General features: G+C 70.6%; 17 protein-coding genes and 1 pseudogene. 13 read left to right on the forward strand and 5 right to left on the reverse strand.

Annotated features, from left to right (window positions below; all coding sequences use genetic code 11):
• The first annotated feature begins 6 nt into the window (after positions 1–6).
• From G4D85_RS11650 to G4D85_RS11680, 7 genes are all read left to right on the forward strand, one after another.
• Positions 7–648 carry a hypothetical protein gene (locus G4D85_RS11650; protein WP_164011150.1) on the forward strand — a complete coding sequence of 214 codons (642 nt, stop codon included), beginning with the start codon at positions 7–9 and terminating at the stop codon, positions 646–648.
• 115 nt (positions 649–763) lie between these two features.
• Positions 764–1,477, forward strand: coding sequence for a TetR/AcrR family transcriptional regulator (locus G4D85_RS11655; protein ID WP_164011152.1), 714 nt, complete (start codon positions 764–766; stop codon positions 1,475–1,477).
• 11 nt (positions 1,478–1,488) lie between these two features.
• Positions 1,489–2,484 carry a 3-oxoacyl-ACP synthase III family protein gene (locus G4D85_RS11660; RefSeq protein ID WP_164011154.1) on the forward strand — a complete coding sequence of 332 codons (996 nt, stop codon included), beginning with the start codon at positions 1,489–1,491 and terminating at the stop codon, positions 2,482–2,484.
• A gap of 26 nt (positions 2,485–2,510) precedes the next feature.
• Positions 2,511–4,070: an acyl-CoA synthetase gene (locus G4D85_RS11665; protein WP_164011156.1), complete on the forward strand. Its 1,560-nt coding sequence runs from the start codon at positions 2,511–2,513 to the stop codon at positions 4,068–4,070.
• Positions 4,071–4,170: 100 nt separating this feature from the next.
• Complete coding sequence (locus G4D85_RS11670) at positions 4,171–4,791, forward strand: hypothetical protein (protein WP_164011157.1); 621 nt, start codon at positions 4,171–4,173, stop codon at positions 4,789–4,791.
• Between the two features lie 224 nt (positions 4,792–5,015).
• The gene (locus tag G4D85_RS11675) at positions 5,016–6,677 is read left to right on the forward strand and encodes a hypothetical protein (RefSeq protein ID WP_164011159.1); all 1,662 of its coding nucleotides are present in this window, start codon (positions 5,016–5,018) and stop codon (positions 6,675–6,677) included.
• A 2-nt stretch (positions 6,678–6,679) separates the two neighbouring features.
• A complete protein-coding gene (locus G4D85_RS11680) occupies positions 6,680–7,873 on the forward strand; it encodes an alpha/beta fold hydrolase (protein ID WP_164011161.1) in 1,194 nt (397 codons plus the stop codon).
• Positions 7,874–7,929: 56 nt separating this feature from the next.
• On the opposite strand, the gene G4D85_RS11685 is transcribed toward G4D85_RS11680, so the two are convergent.
• Positions 7,930–8,934, reverse strand: coding sequence for an alpha/beta hydrolase family protein (locus tag G4D85_RS11685; protein WP_164011163.1), 1,005 nt, complete (start codon positions 8,932–8,934; stop codon positions 7,930–7,932).
• Between the two features lie 151 nt (positions 8,935–9,085).
• Here G4D85_RS11685 and G4D85_RS11690 point away from each other — a divergent pair, with 151 nt between their 5' ends.
• Positions 9,086–10,126, forward strand: coding sequence for a synaptic vesicle VAT-1 family membrane protein (locus tag G4D85_RS11690; RefSeq protein WP_164011165.1), 1,041 nt, complete (start codon positions 9,086–9,088; stop codon positions 10,124–10,126).
• Between the two features lie 6 nt (positions 10,127–10,132).
• On the opposite strand, the gene G4D85_RS11695 is transcribed toward G4D85_RS11690, so the two are convergent.
• Positions 10,133–11,533 (reverse strand): serine hydrolase, encoded by a 1,401-nt coding sequence (locus G4D85_RS11695; protein WP_205525514.1) that lies wholly within the window; start codon positions 11,531–11,533, stop codon positions 10,133–10,135.
• A gap of 78 nt (positions 11,534–11,611) precedes the next feature.
• Here G4D85_RS11695 and G4D85_RS50995 point away from each other — a divergent pair.
• Positions 11,612–11,701: pseudogene (locus tag G4D85_RS50995) on the forward strand (LVIVD repeat-containing protein); the annotation flags it as partial.
• 77 nt (positions 11,702–11,778) lie between these two features.
• A complete protein-coding gene (locus G4D85_RS11700) occupies positions 11,779–13,296 on the forward strand; it encodes an acyl-CoA synthetase (protein WP_164011167.1) in 1,518 nt (505 codons plus the stop codon).
• A 265-nt stretch (positions 13,297–13,561) separates the two neighbouring features.
• Here the strand turns inward: G4D85_RS11700 and G4D85_RS11705 are convergent, their stop codons facing one another.
• Positions 13,562–14,098, reverse strand: coding sequence for a hypothetical protein (locus G4D85_RS11705; protein ID WP_164011169.1), 537 nt, complete (start codon positions 14,096–14,098; stop codon positions 13,562–13,564).
• 332 nt (positions 14,099–14,430) lie between these two features.
• Between G4D85_RS11705 and G4D85_RS11710 the strand changes: the two genes are divergently transcribed.
• Together G4D85_RS11710 and G4D85_RS11715 are read left to right on the forward strand one after the other, a co-directional pair.
• Entirely contained in the window at positions 14,431–15,159 is a 729-nt protein-coding gene (locus G4D85_RS11710) for a response regulator transcription factor (protein ID WP_164011170.1), read from the forward strand.
• Entirely contained in the window at positions 15,156–16,541 is a 1,386-nt protein-coding gene (locus G4D85_RS11715) for a sensor histidine kinase (RefSeq protein ID WP_164011172.1), read from the forward strand. The genes G4D85_RS11710 and G4D85_RS11715 overlap by 4 nt, the downstream gene beginning before the upstream one ends.
• 21 nt (positions 16,542–16,562) lie before the next feature.
• On the opposite strand, the gene G4D85_RS11720 is transcribed toward G4D85_RS11715, so the two are convergent.
• Positions 16,563–17,162 carry a DUF2378 family protein gene (locus G4D85_RS11720; protein ID WP_164011174.1) on the reverse strand — a complete coding sequence of 200 codons (600 nt, stop codon included), beginning with the start codon at positions 17,160–17,162 and terminating at the stop codon, positions 16,563–16,565.
• 568 nt (positions 17,163–17,730) lie between these two features.
• Between G4D85_RS11720 and G4D85_RS11725 the strand changes: the two genes are divergently transcribed.
• Positions 17,731–18,585, forward strand: coding sequence for an alpha/beta hydrolase (locus G4D85_RS11725; protein ID WP_164011176.1), 855 nt, complete (start codon positions 17,731–17,733; stop codon positions 18,583–18,585).
• An 89-nt stretch (positions 18,586–18,674) separates the two neighbouring features.
• Here G4D85_RS11725 and G4D85_RS50245 read toward each other — a convergent pair whose 3' ends face one another.
• The gene (locus G4D85_RS50245) at positions 18,675–20,321 is read right to left on the reverse strand and encodes a methyl-accepting chemotaxis protein (protein ID WP_164011178.1); all 1,647 of its coding nucleotides are present in this window, start codon (positions 20,319–20,321) and stop codon (positions 18,675–18,677) included.
• Between the last annotated feature and the right edge of the window lie 378 nt (positions 20,322–20,699).

Consider the following 20,699-nt stretch of genomic DNA (forward strand, 5'->3'; position numbering starts at 1 on the left):
GGGCCCATGGAGGAACACTTCCTGCTGCTCCCCGAGACGCTCCCTTCCGCGGCCGTGGCCGGGCTGCAGGCCCCTGCCCTCGCGGACTTGCGGCGCGAGCTGGAGCGTGCGGGAAGGCTCTCCGTCTACGAGGCGCGCGGCGTGCGAGTGGCCGAGGAGCGGCGGAAGGCTGGAGGGCGCGTGCTGTGGGCCTTCCCCAGCCTCGCGGACGCGCTGGTGTGCTGTCAGGACGGACCCGCGGACCCGCGCTTCCTCACCGAGGGCACGCCACCCATGCACGTGGCGCGCGTGGTGGGCGAGCGGCTCCTGGCGGACACGCGCTTCATCCGCGCCGCGCCGGGCTCCATCGCCACGGAGGTGCCCCGCCTCCTCCCCGTGCGGCAGCAGGCCTGGCTCCGGCACGCCGCCTACGCCCACGAGCAGTGGCTCCTCGCGCTCACCGGAGAGGAGCTCGAGCGAGCCCCGCGCCTCGCGCCCCAGCAGGCCCTGGAGTCCGTGCTCGACGTCACCCTCCGCGCGACGAAGGACCGCACGGAGCGTGAGCGCCTCAAGCGCCTCCCGAGGACGCTGAGCGCCTGGCGTCCCGACGCGCTCCAGTCCTTCTCCCCTCTGAGGGAGCACGCTGTCACGGGTTTCGCGGTAGGCTGACCCACACGGCGCGAGGCCAGTGCTGACGCTCCGCGTCGCGCCTCAACCATGACGCGCGGAGCCATGGCCCGCGCTTTGACAAGCCCATCAACCGGGTGCTACCGCTAGGTGAAACATGAATCGCCCTTCAACTTCTCCAGATCGCGCCGGGCCGGTGACGCCCAGGGGGCAACGGACGCGCGCGAAGCTGCTGAAGGCCGCTGAGTCGGTCTTCGGGGAGAAGGGCTATGAGCGCGCCTCCATCGCCGACATCACCCGCAAGGGCGGCGTCGCGCTGGGCACCTTCTACGTCTACTTCCCCGACAAGCAGTCCATCTTCGTGGAAGTGGTGGACGAGCTCGGCACGCGCCTGCGCCGCCTCATCGGCGAGTCCACCTCCGCCTGCACCACCCGCGTCGAGGTGGAGCGCGAGGGCCTGCGCACCTTCTTCCAGTTCGTGCGCCAGCACCCCAACCTCTACCGCGTCGTGCGCCAGGCCGAGTTCGTCGACGCCGCCTGCTACCGCCGCTACTACGACCGCTTCGCCAAGGGCTATGTCAGCGGCCTGTCCCGCGCCATGGACGAGGGCGAGGTGCGCCGCATGGACCCGGAGGCGCTCGCCTACTGCCTCATGGGCATCGGCGACTTCCTCGGCATGCGCTGGGTGCTCTGGGAAGAGGACCCGGGCCTGGAGCGCGTGCTCGATACGGCGATGAGCCTCATCCAGCACGGCATCGACACCCGTGCTCCCGCAGCTCGCAACACCCTCAAGGCCTCGGCCGTCACCAAGAAACCGAAGAAGAACATCCTGCGCCCCGCGCGACGTCCCGCGCGCGGCGCCCGGAGCTGAAGACACACGCCATGCGATACGCGCAGATTCTGTCCACAGGCCGCTACGTCCCCGAGAAGGTCCTCACCAACGCCGACATCGAGAACATCCTCGGCGAGAAGGTGGACGAGTGGCTCCAGCAGAACGTGGGCATCAAGCAGCGCCACGTCATGGCGGATGACCAGGCCACCAGCGACCTCTGCGTCGCCGCCGCCCGCCAGGCCCTGGAGCGCTCCGGCACGAAGCCCGAGGAGCTGGACCTCATCATCATCGCCACCGACACGCCGGACTACCTCAGCCCGGCCACCGCGTCCGTGGTGCAGGCCAAGCTGAACGCGCCCAACGCCGGCACGTATGACCTCAACTGCGCGTGCGCCGGGTGGGTGACGGCGCTGGACGTGGCCTCGAAGACGATTGCCGCGGATGACAGCTACCGCCGCATCCTCGTCGTCGGCGCGTACGGCATGACGCGCTACGTGAATTGGAAGGACAAGAAGACCTGCACCCTGTTCGCGGATGGCGCGGGCGCGGTGGTGCTGGGCGCGGGCGAGAAGCCCGGCTTCATGGGCGCGAAGCTGCTGGCCAACGGCGAGTACCACGACGCTCTCGGCATCTACACCGGCGGGACGAACCGCCCGGCCACCGCCGAGTCCCTGCAGCTCACCAACGGCAAGCCCTCGGTGCAGTTCGTCCGCAAGTTCCCCTCCACCTTCAACACCGAGCGCTGGCCCATCCTCCTGGACCAGCTCCTCAAGCGGCAGAATCAGACGCTGGACGACGTGAAGCTCTTCGTCTTCACCCAGCTCAACCTGCGGACGATTGAGGCCACCATGAAGGTCCTCAACCAGCCCATGGAGAAGGCCCACTACACCATGGACAAGTGGGGCTACACCGGCTCGGCCTGCATCCCCATGACGCTCGACGACGCGGTGGTGCAGGGCAAGGTGCGGCGCGGCGACCTGGTGGCCTTCTGTGCCAGCGGCGGCGGCCTCGCCATGGCCTCCGCCCTCTACCGCTGGACGGCCTGAGCCACATGGCAGGCGAGGGGACGCGCATGTTCATCGGAGACTGGATGGGCCGGGGCGCCCAGTACTGGCCCGAGCACGTGGCGGTGGTGGACACCGCGAAGGGTGCGGCCGGCCGCTTCACCTACCGCGCCCTCAACGCCCGCGCCGAGGCGCTCGGCGGCTGGCTGCGCGACGTGGCCGGCGTGAAGCGCGGTGACCGCGTGGCGCTCGTGGCCCACAACGGCGTGGAGTACCTCGACGCGCTGTTCGCCTGCGGGAAGCTCGGCGCCATCTTCGTCCCCTACAACTGGCGCCTGCACGCCTCCGAGCTGACGGACCTGGTCCGCGCCATCCGCCCCAGCGTGCTCCTCTTCGGCGACGACTTCCGCGACGCCGTCGCCCAGGTGCGTGAGCGGGTCGGCGACTCCCTGCTCCTCGTGGCCCTGGAGTCCCAGGGGCTGCCCGGCGCGGTGGCGTACGCGACGGCGCTGGCGCACGTCCCCGCCGCGCCGGTGACGAACGACGCGGTGGCGGAGGAGGACATCCTCTGCCTGCTCTTCACCGGCGGCACCACCGGCCGCTCCAAGGGCGCGCGCATCAGCTACCGCATGGTGGCGTGGAACACGCTCAACACGCTGGTGCACGAGGTGCTCCCGGGCGACGTCACGGTGACGCACACGCCCATGTTCCACACGGGCGGGCTGCTCGTGTACACGGTGCCGTTGCTCACCGTGGGTGGCACCGTCGTCCTCATGCGGCGGTGGGACGCGGAGGAGTTGCTGGACGTCGTCTCCCGCGAGAAGGTGACGCTCTTCTTCGCGGTGCCCACGCAGTACCAGCAGCTCCAGGAGTCGCCGCGCTTCAAGTCCACGGACTTCTCCTCCGTGCGCTTCATGACGAGCGGCGGCGCGGCCCTGCCGGTGACGCTCATCCAGGCGTGGCAGGCGGTGCACCCGGTGCCCTTCAAGCAGGGCTTCGGCATGACGGAGTTCGGCCCCGGCCTCTTCAGCATGGGCCCGGAGTTCGCCGTGTCGAAGGCGGGCTCCATCGGTCGGCCCAACTACTTCATCGCCGCGAAGCTGGTGGACGACGACGGCCGCGAGGTGCCCGCGGGTGAGGTGGGCGAGCTCATCCTCAAGGGCCCGTCCATGTGCTCCGGCTACTTCGAGGACGAGGCCGCCACGCGCGAGGCCATCGACGCGGACGGCTGGCTCCACACGGGCGACCTGGCGCGCAGGGACGCGGACGGCTTCTACTTCATCGCCGGCCGCAAGAAGGACATGTTCATCTCCGGCGGGGAGAACGTCTACCCGCTGGAGCTGGAGTCCGCCCTCTACGAGCACCCCGCCGTGCACCAGTGCGCGGTGATTGGCGTGCCCGACGCGAAGTGGGGCGAGGTCGGCCGGGCCTTCGTGGTGCTGAAGCCGGGGGAGCAGGCCTCCTCCGACGCGCTGTTGGAGCACCTGCGCGGCCGGGTGGCCCGCTTCAAGGTGCCCAAGCGGGTGGAATTGGTGGAGCGCCTGCCGATTTCCGCGGCGGGGAAGATTCTCAAGCGCGAGCTGCGCGAGGCGGCCATCGCCGTGGACTCCGGAACCGCGCCGGGCTGAGCGCGCCTTCCTGGAACGGGAGAGCGCCCGCGCGGGCACCCTCCTTCATCACCTGTCACGTCATCCCGGCGAGCCCCGCCGGAGGAAGAGGAGCAACCCCATGAAGAAGCAACTTCTGTCGGCGGTGGTGCTGTGCACGGTAGGCCTGGTGGGCTGTGGTGACGACACGGACCCCATCAACACCACGCCCAACCTGGGCACCCAGTCGGGCATCCTGACCTACCTGGAGGGCAAGTCGGTGGTCATGGAGGGGGAGAGCATCCCCAGCCACCCGAATGGCATCAACGAGGGCACCAACTTCGGCGCCAGCTCCCAGTGCTACCAGAAGGTCACCATGTCGGTGATGGGTGGCAACTTCAAGGTCGACAGCATCCCCGGCACCATCGAGGGCGCGCCGAACACGGGCCAGACGGGGACGTGCAACCCCAACCTCCCGAAGAACGCCCTGAGCTTCACCTCCAACAACGTGCTCATGGAGAACATCGCGCCGGAGGGCGCCTGCTTCGACGTCGTCTTCACCTACCCGAGCTTCAAGCAGGTGGGCCGCGGCAGCTTCTCCTCCGACCGCAAGACGCTGAACCTGGAGCTGTTCTTCGAGAACGCGGCGACGGGCGCCAACTGCGAGGCCGGCCCGGTGGGCTCCAAGACGGTCAACCTCGTCGTCCAGGGCCAGAGCGTGCCGTTCACCGGCGACGCGGTGCAGAAGTACACCCTCCCGTAACCGGAGGTCCCGCCGTTCCGGGAGGAGGGCGCGCTCCCTCCCTCCTTCCGGAAGGCGAACGGGTGGCAAGGCCCCGCCTCCCGTGGAGGAAATGGCGGCAGTGAGGGCCCGTCCCCCTCCTTCAGGAGGCGCGGAGGGCCCGCGGCACATGGCAACGCGAACGTGACATCTGGAGCCCGGCCTGTGCGTCGGGAGCGCCCCTCTCGAAAGGGGCCGAGGTGCGTATGGCAGGGTGGTGGCTGGCTGAGACACGCAGGACGGCGCGGCGGGCCGCGGGGCTGCTCGCCCTGGCGCTCGTGGGCGCCTCGCTCCCCGCGGCGGCGCAGAGTACGCCCGTCCCGGGCCTCTATTACGGCGAGTGGTACGACGAGGCCAACCGGGACGAGGACGCGAAGCCTCGTGAGTTCATCCTCATCAACTACTTCTTCACCCGCTTGTCGCTGACGAACGAGGTGGGAGACCCGGCCGGCCTTCGCGGCGTGGCGCTGGGGCCCATTGGCATGCTCGCCGGCAGCGCCGTGCGCGTGGAGCCGGGGCGCGCGGCGTACTTCGTCGAGCAGCGCTGGATTCCCGTCCTCGAGTACAGCCCCCACTTCGTCGACGGGCTGGCGTCGTTCCGCGCTCAGTTCGAGGTGGACTTCTTGTGGGGCCGCTCGGCCAACGCCGTCCAGCAGAACGAGGGCGGCGGCTTCAACGCGGACCAGGTCAACATCCAGACGAAGAACGTCAACGTCGCGCTCTACCCCACGCGCAAGCCGAGCCAGCTCACGCTGCTCATCGGCACCCAGCCCGTCTACGACTCCATCTACGACCCCACCCGCACGCCGCTGGCCGACATCACCCGCACCGGCTACAAGCTGGCCTACCTGGGCAGCGACGCGACGGGCCTGTCCGTCTTCAGCAGCTACAAGGGCCTGGCGAAGCTGAGCCTGCTGCCGCTGGGCACCGCCCAGGCCGACAAGGCCACCCGGGACGACCCGCGCCTCAAATACATCTGGCTCATCACCGGCGACTACGCGTACCCCGTGCGGCCCAACACCAACGTGGGTGTGTCGCTCTGGTACCTCAACGACGCCACCAAGGGTGACGCCTACGCCTTCGACGGCCTCGTGAAGAGCGGCCCGTCGTCCACGGGCCTCAACAGCTTCACGGGCACGGCGCGCTTCGAAATCGACCGGCCCACGGGCAGCGTCTTCTGGGTGGGCGCCAACTTCAACCACAACATCGACTTCCGCATGGGCCGGCTCGGCGCGTCCGGCTTCGTCATGTACAACGGCGGCAAGTACACCAGTGACGACCCGGAGCGCTCCGCGCTGGACGAGCTGAACATCTCCGGCCTCGCCGCCAACCTGGAGCTCATGTACCAGTGGGGCCGCGGTCCCGCGGACGTCGTCACGCTGGAGGGCATTTACTCCACCGGCGACGACAACCTGGCCGACGAGGACTACAGCGGCGCCTTCACCCTCAACCAGTACGGCCTGCCGGGCGCGGTGTGGTTCAACCACAAGATGCTCATCCTGTTCCCGTTCACCAGCACCGTGAACAACTACACGGGCGCGGTGACGGACATCTCCAACCAGGGCTATGGCCTGCGCGCCGGCATCGCCTCCGCGGCGTGGGACGTCGTCCCCAACAAGCTGAACCTCAAGCTGGCCGTGGGCACGGCCAACTCCGGGGCCACGCCGGCCCGGTGGAACCCGGACGTGCGGCGCGGCCGGTACATCGGCACCGAGGTGAACGCGGAGCTGCGCTACCACATCCGCTACCTCATGACGGCGGGGCTGCACGCCGGCTACATGTTCCGCGGCAGCTTCTACGACGGCTCGACCACCGTCCGCTCCAACCCCTGGGCGGCCTTCACCACCTTCACCTGGTACGCGTTCTGACCATGAGCACCTCCCGCGCCTTCACCGCCCTGCTCCTCGCGGCGGGGCTGTCCTCCGCCGGCTGCGTGCGCTCGTACGCCGGCCAGTCCGCCATCTCCTTCCAGGACCTGGACTACACCTCCGAGGGTACGAAGCAGCCGTGGCCCGTGAAGCGGATGCCGCTGCCGCGCACCGCCGCGCAGTACGGCATGGCCGTCGTCCCCGAGGTCGCCTTCGTGGAGCTGCCCGGCGCCGCGCCGGACGCGAAGACGGTGGTCTTCATCCACGGCCTCGGCTCGTACTTGAAGTTCTGGCGCTCGCAGCTCGACGCCTTCCACCAGCAGGGCTACCACGTCATCGCGGTGGACCTGCCGGGCTACGGCAAGTCCGACAAGCCGGGCACCTTCCCGTACACCATGGAGGCCATGGCCGACGCTGTGCGCGAATTGGTGGAGGGGCTGCGCGTGGAGAAGCCCATCCTCGCCGGGCACTCCATGGGCGGGCAGACGTCGCTGTCCTATGCCATCCGCTACCCGGACGCGCTGAGCGCGCTGGTGCTGGTGTCGCCCGCGGGCTTCGAGAGGTTCTCCTGGAAGGAGAAGGCCTGGTTCGAGCGCGTCATGAGCACGGAGTTCATCAAGGGCGCGCCGGAGGCCGCCATCTGGGGCAGCGTGCGCCAGGGCAACTTCATGAACTGGCGGCCGGAGCTGGAGTGGCTGATTGAGGAGCGCGTGCGGGTGGCGAAGTCCCCCGAGTTCGACGCGTACGCCTACGCCAACGTCCGCACGGTGAAGGGCCTGGCGCGCAACGACTTCGTGCGCGACAATCTGCACCACGTCTCCGTGCCCACGCTCATCATCTACGGCACGGATGACCGGCTCATCCCCAACCCGTTCCTCCACGGCGGCGAGGCGCGCGAAATCATGGAGTACGGCGCGTCGCGCATCCCCGGCGCGAAGCTGGTGCCGCTCCAGGGCTGCGGCCACACGATTCAGCTCGACTGCCCCGCCCGCTTCAACGAGGCGGTGCTGCCGTTCCTGCGCGCCGCGGCCCAGGGGCGCATCGCGGTGCCGGAGGGCACGCCGCCGAAGGAGGAGGCTCCGAAGCCGGGGACCTCCCCCGCGCCGACCTCCACTCCGTACATGCCGCAGAGCGTGCCGCCGTCGACGCCGGGCCAGGAGGGCGCTCCGGCGCCCGCCGACGCTCCTCGTCCGTGAGGCGGTGAGGGCTCCACCTTCGTCTTGCGCGAGGGTGGAGCCGCTCCGGACGCTGGCTACGGAATGGTGTGGCTGCGCACCATGCTGTACTGCACGGCCGCCGTCAGGTCCTTCGAGTTGAAGTGCCCGTAGGGATAGGCCGAGTACACCTTCTCCCCCGTCTGCCCGGGGATGCGGGAGGTGTAGCTGCCGTAGACGACGCCGTTGTAGCCGATGACCTCGTCCGCGGTGGAGTAGATGGTGTAGCGGTAGGAGCCCTCGTAGCCGCTCGTGGCGGCCAGGTCATTGAGGTACGCCGAGCGGCCCGTCACGAGGCCGAAGTAGAGGTAGCCCGGGTACAGGCCGTTGGTGGAGCCGCACGTGGGCGTGCCCGGGCCCGTCTGGTAGCACGAGGTGAGGCCCAGGTTGGCGCCGGCGATGCCGACGAACGTGTCCACCGAGCCAGAGAGCGCGGCGCCCACGTAGTAGTCACCGCCATTGGCCGAGTCATTCGCCCAGCCGCCCTTGAGGGCCTTGCGCGCCAGCGTCACGCCCATGGAGTGCGTGACGATGTCCACCTTCGAAGCGCCGGTGTACGCCTTCACCGCCTCGATGAACTTGCGCACCTTCATGACGTTCGCCTTCGAGTGGTACTGGTACGCGGACATCGCCGCGTTGGCCGGGCCCCACGTCGTCGCGTACAGCTCGCTCGTCTTGTAGCCATTGGCCAGGAAGTAATCGACGGAGTTCGTCCAGCCCGTCTGGCCGAAGGTGCCGGTGCCGATGGCCTTGTCCGAGTTGCCGTGGATGAAGATGACGGGCTGGTTCACCACGGTATCGGTGGCACTGGCCTTGCCGCCGTAGCTGCCACCCGTCACGTCCGCGCGGACGAAGTCGTAGCTGCTGTAGCCGTTGTCGCTGAGCCACTGGCGGAAATGCGCGGTGACGCCGCTGGTGCTCGCGGCCGACTCCACGATGCCGAGCTCTCCGCTCGTGGGTGCTTCGTCGAGGCCCTCACCGCAGCCAGTGGTGAGGCCGAGCAGCAGCGAGCCCGCGAGGTAGAGCGAATGCCGCAGTCGCATGGACTTCTCCTTCGATTGTTGGGGGGTGCGCGCGGAACGGGAAGAGTCCTCGAGCGCGATACACAGTGTAATGACTGTTCATGCACGCGTCCTCGGGCGAGTGGACGAGTGCGGACGTTGTCGCGCTGCGTCGCGTGATACTCACGGGTGTATGCGCGCACGCAAGGTCGTGATTCCCAAAGCGGGTGGGTACGAGCAGCTCCAAATTCTTGAAAACCTGAATCAGGTTTCACCTGGGCCCGGGGAGGTGGTGGTCGCCACCGAGGCCATCGGCGTGAACTATGCGGACTGCGTCATTCGCATGGGGCTGTATGCGTCGGCGAAGGAGTATGTGGGGTGGCCCATCACCCCGGGCTTCGAGTTCGCCGGCACGGTGGTCTCCGTGGACCCGGGCGTCACGGATTTGGCACCGGGGGCGCGGGTGTTCGGTGTCACGCGGTTCGGCGGGTATTCGACGCACGTCGTCGTGCCCCGGCACCAGGTGTTCGCGCTGCCCTCGCGGCTGACGATGGAGCAGGCGGCGGGGTTTCCCACGGTGTTTCTCACCGCGTACTACGCGCTGTTCGAATTGGCGCACCCGCGTCCCGGTTCCACGGTGCTGGTGCACTCGGCGGCGGGTGGGGTGGGGAGCGCGCTGTTGCAGTTGGGGCGCATCGCCGGGTGCCGGATGGTGGGCGTGGTGGGTGGGGCGCACAAGGTGGAAGCGGCGCGTGAGATGGGGGCGGACGTGGTCATCGACAAGAGCCGCGAGGACCTGTGGGCGGCGGCGGAGCGGGCGGCGCCGAAGGGCTATGACGTGGTGCTGGATGCGAACGGGCCGTCCACGCTGCGCGACAGCTACAAGCACCTGGCGTCGCCGGGGAAGCTGGTCATCTACGGGTTCCACTCCATGCTGCCGCGCACGGGCGGGAAGCCGAACTACGCGAAGCTGGCGTGGGACTGGCTGCGCACGCCGCGCTTCGACCCGCTCACGCTGACGAATGACAACACCAGCGTGCTCGCGTTCAACCTGTCCTATCTGTTCGAGCAGCGCGCCGTGCTGGAGGAGTCCATGGCGCGGCTGCTGGGCTGGGTAGAGGAGGGGAGGCTGGTGTCGCCACAGGTGACGCGCTTCCCGCTGGACGCGGTGGCGGACGCGCACAAGGCGCTGGAGTCGGGGACCACGGTGGGGAAGCTGGTGCTGGTGCCGTGAGCGGGCTCAGCGACTCGGGCGGGCCTTGCCGCGCTGGCGCTCCTTCATCAGCGTGTCGATGCGGCGGCCCAGCGCGGGGATGCGCTGGGTGTAGCTGATTTTCGTGCTCACGTAGGGGAAGCCGTCCTCGCCCTTCGCCGGGTCCGCGGCGCTCGCCACCGCCGCGTCGTAGTAGCGGTACCCGAGGTTGGACAGGAACACGACGACGTAGTGGCGCTGCGGCTCGCCCTGCATCGCCCTCACGATTCCACCGTCACTCCCGTAGTTCTCCGTCAGCCCCGTCTTGTGCAGGAACGCCACCTCCGCCGCCGCGTTGCACGGGCGCGTGTCCCTGCCGAATGCCGTCTCCGCCGCCGTCACCGTGCCGTCCTTCGGATTCACCCACCGCGCCGGCACCGCCGCCGGAAGACCTCGCTCCGCCTTGGGGTCGCCACACAGCAGCGTGGAGGACAGCGCCTCGTGCAGCGCCTGGTCCGCCAGCAGGGACTGGAGGTGCACCCGCGACGCGGGCGACAGCTCCGCCGCCGTCACCTCGCGGCCCGTCGGCGTGCGCCACAGCACTCCCGGCCCTCCTTCGATGAGCAACAGCAGCCGCGCCGTGTCCAGCGCCGTCATGTGGATGCTGCCCGGGTTCCAGCTCCGCCCCGTCACCGGTGACGTCCCGTTCACTTGCAACGTCCCCAGCCCCAGCTCCGCCAGCTCCGTGTTCAGCCCCGCCAGCCCGCCCTTCTCGTGCAGCAGCTTCACCAGCGCCTCGGTGGAGCCGTTGTCCGACTCCGTCACCATCGGCTCCATCCACCGCCACACCGGCCGCTCGCCCTTGTCCTCGGTGTCCCGGATGAAGCGCCACGGCTGCGCGAGCGTCACCTCGCCCCGGTCCACCAGCCGCATCACCCGGAAGGCAATCATCAGCTTGAACAGCGAGGCGGGGTAGGGCGCCATGAAGCGCAGCTTCGCCTTCGCCCGTCCCGGCACGAGGTCCTCCTCGGCGGTCGCGTCGGACCAGCCCTTGCCGCCGTCCCACCGCTCCAAATCCCACCGCGTGTAGCGCACCGCCGTCGTGCCCCACGTCGTCACGTCGATGGGGACGGCCACCCCCTTCGGATAGTCGCGCGACAGCAGCACGTTGGCCGCCGCGACGGGCCGGCCCTCCGGGTCCAGCTCGATGACCGCCACGTCCACGTTCGGCGGATGGGCGATGCGCTCGCCGTTGCGCTTGAAGTCGAGCACGCCGTCGAAGCCCGCCTCCCTCACCGCGCGGAGGAGCTCCCGCTCCAGCGAGGCGGAGGCCCTGGCACGCCGCACCTTCTCACTTCGTGACTCCCGTGGCGCGGCCCCGGCCTCCGTGCCCTGGAGCATGGACACCGCGAGGAGGATTCCGATGAGGCTCCGTGCCACGTCCCACATGCGCTGACTCCTCCGGGCCCGCTCGTGGGGCCGCGGCCCGGCAGCGTAGTGCATGTGCCCGGGGGGCTCCGCTTCCAGGATGGCGCCATCGGCATTCACGTGTCCGGGGATGGCTACGTCTACGTCGTCGACACGTCGCGCGGCCTGCTCATCTTCCCGGAGCTGTAGCCAGCCGGCGGGGTGTGCCCGGCCCCACCGTGCAGAGGCCGGGCACAAGCCCTGGCGGGTCGGCTAGCGTGCGGGCCATGCCCATCGTCCATGACTGGCTGGCCCGCCGCGCCGCGCTGGACCCCGACCGCACCGCCCTCATCGACGCCAACCATGGCGAGCGCCGCATCTCCTACCGCGAGTGGGATGCCGCCGCGTCGCGCACCGCCGCCTTCCTGCACCACTCGCTCGGCGTGCGTCGCGGAGACCGCGTCGCCGTGCTCGCGTACAACTGCGTCGAGTTCCTCGACCTCCTCTTCGCCTGCGGGAAGCTGGGCGCCATCCTCCAGCCGCTCAACTGGCGCCTCAGCCCCGCGGAGCTGGGCGCGCTCCTCGCGGACGCCGAGCCGTCCGTCCTCGTCTTCGGCTCCGAGTTCCGCTCGCAGGTGGACACCGTCCGCGTCGGCGCCTCCTTCGTGCGGCACTGGCTGTGCCTCGCGGAGCCCGGCCCCGGAGAGCGCGCCTTCTCCGAGCGGGATGCCGCGTCCTCCGCGCCGCTCCCGCCGCTGGAGCTGGAGGCGGATGCACCGTGGGTGCTCTGCTACACGGGCGGCAGCACCGGGGTTCCCAAGGCCGCCGTGCTCACCCATGGCTCCATCACCGCCAACGCGGCGAACACCGTGGTGAGCTGGGGGCTCGCTGCCGGCGACGTGGCCCTGCTCAACGCGCCGCTGTTCCACGCGGGAGGCTTGAGTGTCTTCACCACCCCGCTGGTCTACGTGGGCGGTGCCTCCGTGGTGTGCCGCGCCTTCGACGTGGAGGGCGTGTTCGACCTCGTGCACCGGGGCAGGGTGAATCTCGTCTTCGGCGTGCCCACCATGTTCATCGAGATGCAGCGCCACCCGCGCTTCGAGGCGGTGGACCTGTCGCGCCTCAAGCTGCTCATCAGCGGCGGCGCGCCGTGCCCGGGCCCCGTCTTCGAGCGCTTCTTCGACCGGGGCGTGGACTTCAAGACGGGCTATGGCCTCACCGAGGCGGGGCCCAACAACTTCTGGCTCCCGCCCGGCGAGGTGCGCCGCAAGCCGGGCGCCGTCGGCGTGCCCCTCTTCCACGTGGAGGCCCGCATCGACGGCGAGCAGCAGCCGGGCGACGTGGGGGAGCTGCTCCTGCGCGGCCCCCACCTGTGCGCCGGCTACTGGCGTCGCCCCGAGGACACCGCGCGCACCTTCGCAGGAGGCTGGCTGCACACCGGGGACCTGGCCAGCCGAGACGCGGACGGGTGCTTCCGCATCGTCGGGCGCAGCAAGGACCTCATCATCTCCGGCGGAGAGAACATCTATCCGTCCGAGGTGGAGAGCGTCCTCGCGGGCCACCCCGAGGTCGCCGAGGTCGCCGTCATCGGCGTGCCCGACGCGAAGTGGGGCGAGACGCCGCGAGCGCTCGTCGTCGCGCGTCCCGGCACCGCGCTCACGGCGGAGTCACTCATCGCCTACTGCGAGGGCCGGCTCGCCCGGTACAAGACGCCGAAGTCCGTGCGCTTCATCGACGCCCTGCCGCGCACCTCGCCCGGCAAGGTGGACCGGCGCGCGCTCAGCGCCACTCACGGCGCGCCCTGACGCCGCGCACGGCGTGGCCTGAAAGCACTTCGCTCGGGCACGGCCGTCGTGGGCCGTGCCCGGGCGCCCGGTGCTCAGTAGCTGCACCGCACGAGTCGGTAGTCCCTGCGCCATGCACCCGGGGTCTTCTCCCCGGGCGCGTGCTCCCGGACGGGCGTGGTGCGATGCTGGCTCCGGGCGCGCGGTGGCGTGGGTGCCACCGCACGCCGGGAGCGCCTCGCCGCCGCTGGCGGTGCTCCGAAGAGCCACAGCCAGAGCCAGGGACTCACTGACGGCTCCGCATCCGCTCGCGCATGGCCTCGTGCCGCTGGCGGTGCTGCTCGCGGGCCTGGGTGATGAGCTCACGCGCCCGCGTCTTCTGCGTGTCGCTCAGCAGTTGCTCCGCCTGTGCGTACGCGGCCTCGTCGTTGGCGCGCAGCTCGGCGAAGAGCGGCTCCACCTGCTGCATACGCTCGCGCTTCGCCTCGGCGTCGGGCGGCGCGCCTCGCGGGCCCCGTCCGGCCGCGCGGCTGGCCTCGTCCGGGGGCGGCCCGGGCGGGCGCGGCGGCCTCAGGGCCTCCAGCTTGTCGTGCAGCGGCGCGCTCTGCTCCTCCAGCGCCGCTTGCAGCTCACTTACCTGGCCCACCTGCTCCGGGGTGAGGGCGAGCGTCTCCCGGTGCTCCAGCAGCAACTCCAGCGACGAGGGAGGCCGCCGGGGTCCCATCTCTCCGCCTCCGGAGCCCCGCTGTGCCTGGGCATCCTGCGCGCACGCCAGCATCGGGAAGGCCAGCGCCAGCACCAACGGCATCATCTTCAGCGTCATGTGCTTCCTCCGTTTCACCTGGGTCCGGGCAACCCTGCCTTCCATCGCCTGCTCGGCAGGTTCCCTGACTCTTCACGGTGCAATCTGGCCCCCGCCCATGTCCTGAAGATGAACCGCGGGTTACGGCATATGTCGGAGCTCCGGGCTCCGTAACATTCCGTCATCTCCGCGAAGTGTTACGGACACAGGCGGGTGCCACCTTGCAGGCGTGGCCCGGCGGAAAAGTCCTTCGACTCGGCAACCTCAAGACGAGCACAGACCCCTCCTCGCCGCCGGACCACGCCTTTCATTGCTACCTTCCCGGAGAGTTCGCGATGCGGGAGACAGTCATCATGGAACAGCCCACGCGCCCGGCCCCGGAAGAGGGCACCATCCAGGTACTGCTCGTCGAGGATGACGAGCGGCTGGCCCGGCTCACCAGCCGCTACCTCCAGGAGCACGGCGTCATCGTCACCGTGGCCCACTCCGGCACCGACGCGCTCGCGGAGGCCAGCCGCCACGTCTTCGACGTCGTCCTGCTGGACTTGATGCTGCCCGGCCGCGACGGCCTGGAGGTGTGCCGCGAGCTTCGCGGCCGCACCGACGTGCCCATCATCATGGTCACCGCGCGCGGTGAGGAGGCCGACCGGGTGCTCGGTCTGGAGACGGGCGCGGACGACTACCTCGCCAAGCCGTACTCGTCTCGCGAGCTGCTGGCCCGCATCCGCGCCCAGGTGCGACGCGCCCGCGGCAAGGCCGGCCCCGCCACCCAGCCCGTGCAGGCGGGGCGGCTGGTGCTGGACCCCCGCAGCCTCCGCGCCACGCTGGACGGCAAGCCGCTGCACCTCACCACGTATGAGTTCGGCCTGCTGCGCGTACTCGCCGAGCGTGCCGGGCGCGTGCTCAGCCGCGAGCAGCTCCTGGACCTGGTGAAGGGCAGCGCGGACGAGGTGTTCGACCGCTCGGTGGACGTCCACATCTTCCGGCTCCGGCAGAAGCTGGAGGTGGACCCGCGCAACCCCACGCTGCTCAAGACGGTGCGCGGGGCGGGCTACATGCTCGCCACCGGGGACGAGGCTTGAGCCCTCCGCGTCGTGGGTTCTCCTTCTGGCGTCCCGGCCGGCTGCTGCTGCGCATCTACCTGGTGGGGTTGGCGCAGCTCGTGCTCGTCAGCCTCGTGCTGTACTTCGCGCGCACGCTCGTGGTGGAGCGGCCCTTCCGGCACGGCTTCGCGCGCAACGCGCATTACAACGTCCGCGAGTGGGCGGAGCTGCGGAGCGACCCGGCCGCGCTCCAGGCCTCGCTGGACCGGGCGGCGCGGCTGCTCGACGCGCAGGTGACACTGAGGGACGTGTCGGGGCGGCTCATCGCCACCAACATGGCGCGGCCCGCTCCGGCCCTGAGCGCCGCCGAGGTCCAGCAGCTCTCCCGGCATCTCCCTCCGCCCCCCGGCCCGCCGCGTCCGTTCCTCGCGGTGCCCATTCCCGAGCGTGGGCCGGTGGAGGCGTACGCCATCCTGCTCATGCGCCCGCCGGGGCCGCCCCCGGAGAACACCTCGCTGGTGGTGGTGGCGGTGCTGGTGTGTACGGCGATTACGTCCCTGGCCTTCGCGCGCACGCTGGCGGGGCCCCTGCAGCGGCTGGCACAGGTGGCGCGGGACTTCGGCGCGGGGAAGCTGGACACGCGCGCCGGCTTCCGCCGCCGCGACGAGCTGGGCGAGGTGGCCGAGGCCTTCGACGAGATGGCCGGCCGCATCACCCACCTGCTGCGCAGCCAGAAGGAGCTGCTGGCCAACGTGTCGCACGAGCTGCGCACGCCGCTGGCCCGCATCCGCGTGGCGCTGGACCTGGCCGCCGAGGGTGACGCCGCCACCGCGCGCGAGCTGCTGCCCGACCTCACCGAGGACCTGTCCGAGCTGGAGCGGCTGGTGGAGGACGTGCTCACCACCGCGCGGCTGGACCTGGCCACGGGAGGTCCAGGCACCGGCGCGCTCACGCTCCGCATGGACCGCGTGGATGCGCGGACGCTGGTGGACAAGGCCGCCGGTCGCTTCCGCTCGTCCCGGCCTGGACACCGGCTGGAGGTGAGCGTGGACGAGGGCCTGCCCGCGCTGGAGGCGGACCCGGTGCTGCTGCGGCGCGTGCTGGACAACCTGCTCGACAACGCGGGGAAGTACTCCGAGCCCGGCACTCCCGTGCTGTTGCGGGCCCGCACGGTGGGGACCGGCCTCCAGTTCGAGGTGACGGACCAGGGCATCGGCATCGACGCGGCGGACCTGGACCGCGTCGGCACGCCCTTCTACCGCACGGACCGCAGCCGCGCCCGGAGGACGGGCGGTGTGGGACTGGGGCTCGCATTGGCCCGGCGCATCGTGGACGCGCACGGGGGGACGCTGACGCTGGAGAGCCGGCCCGGTGAGGGCACCACCGTCCGCATCGACCTGCCGGGCATCCCAGAGCCCTGAGCCGGGCCGGGCCGCTCCTGGCTACAGCGTGACGTGGAAGGTGGTGGTGGCCCGGGCCGCGTCATGGCGGAGCACCTCCACCCGTGCCGCGGGCGCGCCGGCTCGCTGGAGGGCGGCGGTGAGCAGGCCGCGGATGAAGTGGGGTGGCTCCGTTGGCAGCCCCGGGGCCCTGGCGAACTCCGCCACGGGGCGGAGGAGCAATTCCCAGCCCGTGTCCTCGCTTCGCGGCGTCACTCCGGCCTCGAGGACGTTGGTGGTGGTGCGGAGGTTGTGGGACATGCGCAGCAGCATCCGCTCCGCGCCCACCACCCGCGCGAGGTCATCCATGGCGGCGCCCAGCTTCGAGTGTCGCGCGTGAACGATGAAGCGCTGGCCGAGTGCGTACTCGGCCTCCTCCGTCCGTGCGGGCATGAACGTGGCGCCCGCGAGCAGGTGGATGGCCTGTGGCCACATCGCGTAGGGGTAGGCGGCATTCAGGGGGCGGAGCGCCGACACCCCGATTCGCTCCAGCGCCGCGAGCGTGTCCGAGGTCAGAGGTGCCGCCGCCGCCAGCAGCGTCTCCAGCGCATGTCCGAACACCACCGGCTCACGACCCGCCGGCTGCGCCATCACCGTTTCCATCCTTCACCTCGGTCGAGATAGGTGCCGGGAGCACCCGGTGGGACGCCGTGGATAACAGTGGCCCTGTTTCCGTGCCTTGCCGTCGTATTTCGGGAGATATCGGAGGGCGCGTACGTGTGTCACAGCTGTGTCTCGGTTGCGGTGGTGCAAGAGGTTCAAAGGCCATGCCGCACAGGGTTTCGCCCTCCGTGCCCCTGGGATTGCGGACGTCTGGAATGAACGTCCCTTTCGCTGCCCCGCACCAGGGGGCTCCTGTGAGCTCGGGAGAACAGACGCCTGGGATGAACGTTTCTTGGGCAGTCCCCCGCACCGGGGCGCGCCCTGTGTCTTCGGGAGAACAGACACCTGGAACGAACGTTCCTTCCGGCGGACTGCCTGCGCCGGGGAGCCAGGCCCTCTGACGCAGGATGGCGGAAGCCCGGAATAACCATTCCTTCCGTCCCCCATGCTCGCCCTGGGAGGGCTCACGTCGCCCCGATAGCGCCGTGTAGGGGGCGCTGGCATCCTGGGTGGACGTACGGAGAACGGGGCGCGGGAGATGCAGATGCGGGCAGCAGGTGTGGCAGGGATGATGCTTCTGATGGCGTGCGCGGGCACGGGTGGGGCCACCCGTGAGCCTCCCGTCGTGACGCAGGGCGAGGGAGGTCGGCCCGTCGTCATCGCGCGCTCCTACACGCTCGAGTCGAGCGTGCTGAAGGAGACCCGGCGCATCAACGTGTACGTGCCGCCGAGCTACGCGGACGGGCAGACCCGGCTCCCCGTGCTGTACCTCCTGGACGGCGGGGAGCAGGAAGACTTCCCCCACATCACCGGCCTCGCCCAGCTCGCGAGCCTCAACCACGCGATGCGGGAGATGATGGTCGTCGGCATCGAGGGCACGGACCGCAAGCGGGACTTCACCTTCCCGTCCTCGGACCCGGTCGACCGGAAGGAGCTTCCGACGAGCGGGGGCTCCGCGGCCTTCCGAGAGTTCCTCGCCCGCGAGCTGAAGCCGTGGGTCGAGGCGCGCTACCGCACGACCGGAGAGTCCGCCATCATCGGCGAGTCCCTGGCGGGCCTCTTCATCGTGGAGACCTTCCTGAGCCAGCCGGAGCTCTTCGAGCGCTACATCGCCGTGAGCCCGAGCCTGTGGTGGGACAACCAGTCGCTCGCGAAGGAGTCCGCCACGCGACTGCGCGCGCATCCGGCGGGCTCGCGCGTGCTGTACCTGTCCATCGGCGACGAAGGTGGCGGCATGCAGGAGGGAGTGGACGCCCTGGTCGGCGCCCTGAAGGCGCATGCACCCGCCGGCCTGCAGTGGCACTACGAGCCGCTGCCGGGCGAGCATCACCACACGGTCTACCATCCGGCGGCGTTCCGGGCGGTGCGCGCGCTGTTCCCCGTGCCTCCGAAGGAAGCCCAGGCTCCCGGCGGGGCTCCCTGAGCGAAGCCCTTCCGGTTCCATCGAGGTCCAGGAGGGCTCTCCACCCCGTGGCTTGCTCGTAGCCTCGGGGGATGCCCGCTCCGGCCGCCCTACGAGCGCGGCTTGCCCGTCGCCGTGAAGCGCGCCGCCAGCTCCTTCAGCCGTGACGCCCGCGTGCGCAGGTCCTCCACGGAGCGGGCAATCTGCCGCACCCCGTCCACCGACTCCGTCGAGCGCACCGAGAGCTGATGGATGCGCCCGGCGAGGCTCTCTCCGGAAGCGGACTGGCGCGCGTTCTCCTCCGCCATCCGCTCCACGTGCCCGCCAATCTCCCGCACTCCGGCCACCAGCCGCGCGAGCGCGTCGCCCGCCGCGGAGGACAGTCCCAGGCCCTCGCGCACCTTGGCCGTGCCCTGCCGCATCAGCTCCGCCGCCGCCGCCGTGTCCGCCTCGTTCTGACCGAGCAGCGACTGCACCTGCCCCGCCGCCTCGCGCGTGCGGTGCGCCAGCTTGCGCACCTCACCGGCCACCACCGAGAAGCCCTTGCCGTGCTGGCCCGCGCGCGCCGCTTCAATCGCCGTGTTCACCGCCAGCATCTGCGTCTCGTCCGCCACCTGCTGGATGAGCCGCAGCATCTCCCCCGTCACCCGCCCGGACGCCTGCAGCCGCGCCACCGTCCGCGCCGACTGCTCCACCACGTCCACGATTTCCGCCATCTTCTTCGACGCGTGGCCCACCGCCGTGCCGCCCTCGCGCGCCACCTCGCCGTTGTCCGCCGCCGTCTCCGCCGCCGTGCGTGCCGCCTGCGCGCCCTGTGACACCCGCGCGCTCATCCCCTGCACCGCCTCCGCCGTGCGCTGGAGCGACTCGGACTGCTCGCGCGTGGTGAGCGACAGCGCGTCCGCCGACACGCGGATGCGCTCGGCGTCCGCCGCCGTCGCCCCCGCCGCGTCCACCAGCGCCCCCACCACCTCTCGCAGCCCCGCCACCATTCCGTTGAAGGCCTCCGTCAGCCGGCCCACCTCGTCCTCGGAGCGCACCTCCACCCGCACGTCCAAATCCCCGCGCGCCACCCGGTGCGCCGCGTCCGCGAGCGCCCGCACCGGCCGCACCACCCGCCGCGACACGTACGCCCCCGCCAGCAGGGCCAGCAGCAGCGCGCCGCCCACCGCCAGGAGGATGCGCTGGCGCACCTGGGCCACCTCGCGGTCGATGTCCTCCACGTACACGCCCGTGCCCAGCACCCACCCCCACGGCTGGAAGAGCTTCACGTAGCTCTCCTTGGGGATGGCGTCCGGCGAGCCCGGCCGCGTGGCCGCGTACGCCAGCGAGCCCTCGCCCTTCGCGTGCGCCAGCGTGACGATGTCCACGAACACCGCCCGGCCGCGCACGTCGCGGTAGCCCTTCAGGTCCTTGCCCAGCATGGCCGGCAGGTGCGGGTGCATGACCAGCTTCGTGTCCAAATCATTCACCCAGAAGTACTCCACCCCCGAGTAGCGCAGCCCCTGGAGCAGCGCCGCCGCCTGGGCCTGCGCCTCCTGTCGCGTCAGCGTCCCGGCCCGCTCCCGCGCCTCGTACGCCTCCAGCACGCCGTAGGCCGTCTCCACCGCCTGGCGCAGGCCGCGCACCCGGTCCGCCCGGAGCTGCTCCCGAAGCTGTGGCAGCACATAGCCGAGGATGGCGAGCAGCAGCGGCAGCGCCACCACGCCCATCGCTACACAGAGCTTCGCCAGCAGGCTGCGCCGTCCCAGGGACATCGCAAGCCAGCGTAGCCCGCTCCCATTCCCCCCGCTCACGCTCGGGGGCCTGCCTCCCTGGCTGGCACCACCCGGCGTCCCACGCTCCGGCCCGCACGCACACCGGAAGTGCGGCGCCCGGCGACGGAATTGCCCGGCTTCCTGCTTGGGCGTGGAGCCTGAGCCCGAGTCGGTGTGCGGTGCGGCCCTGCCGGGAAGGTCCGCAACCGGGGCCGTGAGGCCTCCGAAAATGGTTGCCATGAGGTCTGCCTGGCCGGGTCCTCCAGGCCACCGGGGCGATGAAAGGGCGATAAAAGGCCGCTGCGGTGAGCCAACCCTGGGGGGAGGAGCCGGGGACAGGACTTGCCGGCACCGTAGGAAAGTCGCCGTCCAACGTTA

Source organism: Pyxidicoccus trucidator (assembly GCF_010894435.1).
In the GTDB taxonomy this organism is placed as follows: Bacteria; Myxococcota; Myxococcia; order Myxococcales; family Myxococcaceae; genus Myxococcus; species Myxococcus trucidator.